The sequence below is a fragment of the Candidatus Accumulibacter vicinus genome (assembly GCF_000584955.1).
Classification (GTDB): Bacteria; Pseudomonadota; Gammaproteobacteria; order Burkholderiales; family Rhodocyclaceae; genus Accumulibacter; species Accumulibacter vicinus.
The window spans coordinates 91,462-94,387 of record NZ_JDSS02000021.1 but is presented as its reverse complement, the minus strand read 5'-3'; the positions used below and the strand labels follow the sequence as shown (position 1 = coordinate 94,387).

General features: G+C 56.8%; 3 protein-coding genes. 1 reads left to right on the top strand and 2 read right to left on the bottom strand.

The window, feature by feature from the left end:
* Positions 1 to 29 precede the first annotated feature (29 nt).
* A complete protein-coding gene (locus tag CAPSK01_RS09230) occupies positions 30 to 566 on the top strand; it encodes an alpha/beta hydrolase (RefSeq protein WP_273703468.1) in 537 nt (178 codons plus the stop codon).
* Positions 567 to 741: 175 nt separating this feature from the next.
* Here CAPSK01_RS09230 and CAPSK01_RS09225 read toward each other — a convergent pair whose 3' ends face one another.
* A complete protein-coding gene (locus tag CAPSK01_RS09225) occupies positions 742 to 1,518 on the bottom strand; it encodes a nucleotidyltransferase domain-containing protein (RefSeq protein ID WP_034925630.1) in 777 nt (258 codons plus the stop codon).
* Positions 1,519 to 1,611: 93 nt separating this feature from the next.
* Complete coding sequence (locus tag CAPSK01_RS09220) at positions 1,612 to 2,406, bottom strand: DUF4349 domain-containing protein (protein ID WP_034925628.1); 795 nt, start codon at positions 2,404 to 2,406, stop codon at positions 1,612 to 1,614.
* Positions 2,407 to 2,926 lie beyond the last annotated feature (520 nt).

Sequence of the window (2,926 nt, the reverse complement as noted above, 5' to 3'; positions counted from 1 at the left end):
TTTTCGGTGGCGCCAGATTTCGGCGGTTTTTGACCGCCATTGACAGCGGCGACTCGGCCGGTGGCCACCTGGCCTTGATGGCCCTGATCAGGCTGCACCAGGCAGGTTTGCCGAAACCGGCCCTGACACTTGGCCTTAGCCCGTGGACCGATGTTGGCCGGCGAGGCGAGAGTCAGTTCGGCAACGATCCCTACGACCTCGTTCAGGGCTACATGACCTTGCAGTTCGCAAACTGGCTCAAAGGCGGCCAGGTTCTGAGCGACGCCGAACTTTCGCCGATCTGCCAGGATTTCCACGATCTGGGGCCGATATACCTGCAGGCCGGCGGCAAGGAAATCCTCGTCGACATGATCCGTGATTTTGCGGCGACGGTTGCCGCCCAGGGTGGTCGGGTGCGCTTGGATGTCTGGACGAATATGAACCACGAGTTCCACGCCTATGGGGAATATCTACCGGAAAGCCGCGATGCGCTGGCCCGGCTGTGCGAGGCCATTGCCTGGGCGCTCGGTCAGCCGAATTGGTTTGGAACTGATGCCTGCACGGAATATGATTACCTGATGGGTTGAAATTACCAGCGCAGAAATCAAGTCGGTCGCCGCATTTGCTTGTAGGGTGGGGGTCTTTGCGAATTGGCAGATATCCCACGAACGATTCATGTAGTGCTTCCATCGTTGATGCAATGCTGAGGTCTACACGAAATTTCCGGCTGCGCGCCAACTCCTTGTTTTTATTCGTTGGGCATCATTCGCGGAGCACCGTACGAAAGACTTCATTGAGACTACCCACTACGGAAGGAGATGATGCGTGGATTTGCACGTTCTCAAGGCGCTCAAGTTCTTGCTCAATGAAGGCGTGAATACTCCTGACAGGCGGTTGGAGACCCATTTCTGGGGCGGCCCGTTTTCTCTCCAGTAGGCGGTTGATGTCGTCCAAGAGCGCGTGCTGATCGCCGACGAGATGGAGTAGGCGTTCAAATTCGATTGGCGCAGGATTACCGTATTTCTCCAGCCACCGCACGGATAACAACGGACGAAGCACATAGAAGTACTTCTTCAGCGGAACGAGGTCGGCTCTGAGGTAGCCGCGATAGTTTGTTTTCGCCATGCTGCGGTAATGATGTACTCCACGGACACATGAGTATACCGACGGCAATAAGTGCCGAACACGCGCGGCAAAGCTGCCACGCTCTAGATAGACGATTGGTGACTGAATCCACTCGACAAAAGCCGGGTTGGATCGTGCAAAAAGGCGCAGTGCTTTTCGAACGTCCCAACCGTTGAGGTCAATGTCGTCGACGATCGGGTACTCAATAACGTCGCGCATATCTTCAAGGTTCACCGACAAGTACCAGTCGGGTTGATGTGCATAGATAAAGCGGGCGTCGTAATCACTGTTTGGCGACTCGAAGCCCCACGCTCGACTGCCAGATTCGACGGCAAGGAGCACACGCACGCTATGCTCGCTTTCGGCTCTTTGAATGCGAGAAATAATCTCTGCGCGAACTGGTGTGGGAATCATGACGCCCAACGTTTTAGGTAACTGGCCGCAGGAGCGCGCAGCGCGGAGGGGACCCGCAAGCAACGCTTGTGGGCGGTCCGGTTGACCGGTGGGTTAGGCACTTGTTTTCGCTCCTTTCCTGCGACGCCATAGTTTACGACCGCCCCAGACTGCGATGACAAGCAGCATGGCCCAGGGAGTCAGAAAGGCAATGCCAGTAATTGCGATAGAAATTCCCTGTGACAAGTTGCCAGCAAAGTCTGAGATTGCGAAGCCGATCGGCTTCCAGAACGCTCGATGTTCAACAGAGCGGATGAACACATTGAGGATTTCTGTCTCCACACGCTGAACAAGGTGTGCATGCGTCCCTTCCCTGGCCTCAAGTTCGCTCTGGACTTGTGCGAGTTCTCGATTCACCTTGATGAGGGCATCGACATCATTGCCGGCGCGACCACGGAGAGCCTCAAGTTTTGATCGGTAGTCTTTGAGCATTGCCAGTTTCTTCGCGGCATCTGTGATCGGGACCGCGAGGTCTTCAGCAGTGGTCGATTGATTCGTGACTTCGGCCTGTTTGCTTAGGGCTGCAACAATCTTCCTTATGCCGTTTGGTCTAGCGCGGAATTTCAGTGAAGCTGAGGCTGATCGCCCGGAACTGATGCGAGACTCCAAAACGGTACAAAGCTCGTCAGCAGTGTCACGACAGGCAGCCTGCGCCGCCTCGAAGATGGTGGCAACCTCCTGTTCCTCGGTGTCGACTGACAGCGAATGTTCGTAGGCCAGGAACGAGGATGTTCTTCCTGCTGGCGCCGACGCTACGGTTGCAGCCGGCGCCATCGCTGCCGATTCTTCTTTCTTAGCACACGCTGATACAGCCAATAGGATGACCAAGGGGAGCAATAGGCGTTTCATGAGGGCTCCAAGTGTCTAATCGGGATAGGGAGAAGCCTCACGGCTCCCCCCTCCCACACCACCGTGCGGACGGGTCACGTACACGGCGGTTCGGCAGATTGAGTCGACGAGTCGAGTGGCCCAGGGCTGAAGCAGCCCAAGGTTTCGCGGCCCGCAACCGGAGCCTCATCTCTATCCGCTCCAAGCCCACGTTCATCCGGTCGGATGCAGTCATGGTCTTCATTGGACAACGATTACTCCTCTCTTTCAAGTTCCTCGCGGAACACCGTTCGGGCCTTCGGTTGGCTCTCTGGCTCCTCGCCGTCGCCTACCCTACTATGCCCTCTGCTGACTTCTCCACGGTATTCAGCGCCAGTCACCCAACGCCCAGCCTCGCTCCTCTGAGGCACCGGAGGGATCTCCCGGGGTAAGACTCGTTACCTTCGCTGCATAGACGCCGGATTTACAAAATGCACCCCAACCGCAGAGGGAGGGCTTCGCGGTCACGTGCCCGCTCGCCCCGGATGCATCACGCCTCCTC

Bases quoted from the DNA above. Each gene is read 5' to 3' on its own strand.
- CAPSK01_RS09220 (WP_034925628.1), bottom strand. From the start codon at position 2,406: ATGAAACGCCTATTGCTCCCCTTGGTCATCCTATTGGCTGTATCAGCG.
- CAPSK01_RS09225 (WP_034925630.1), bottom strand. From the start codon at position 1,518: ATGATTCCCACACCAGTTCGCGCAGAGATTATTTCTCGCATTCAAAGA.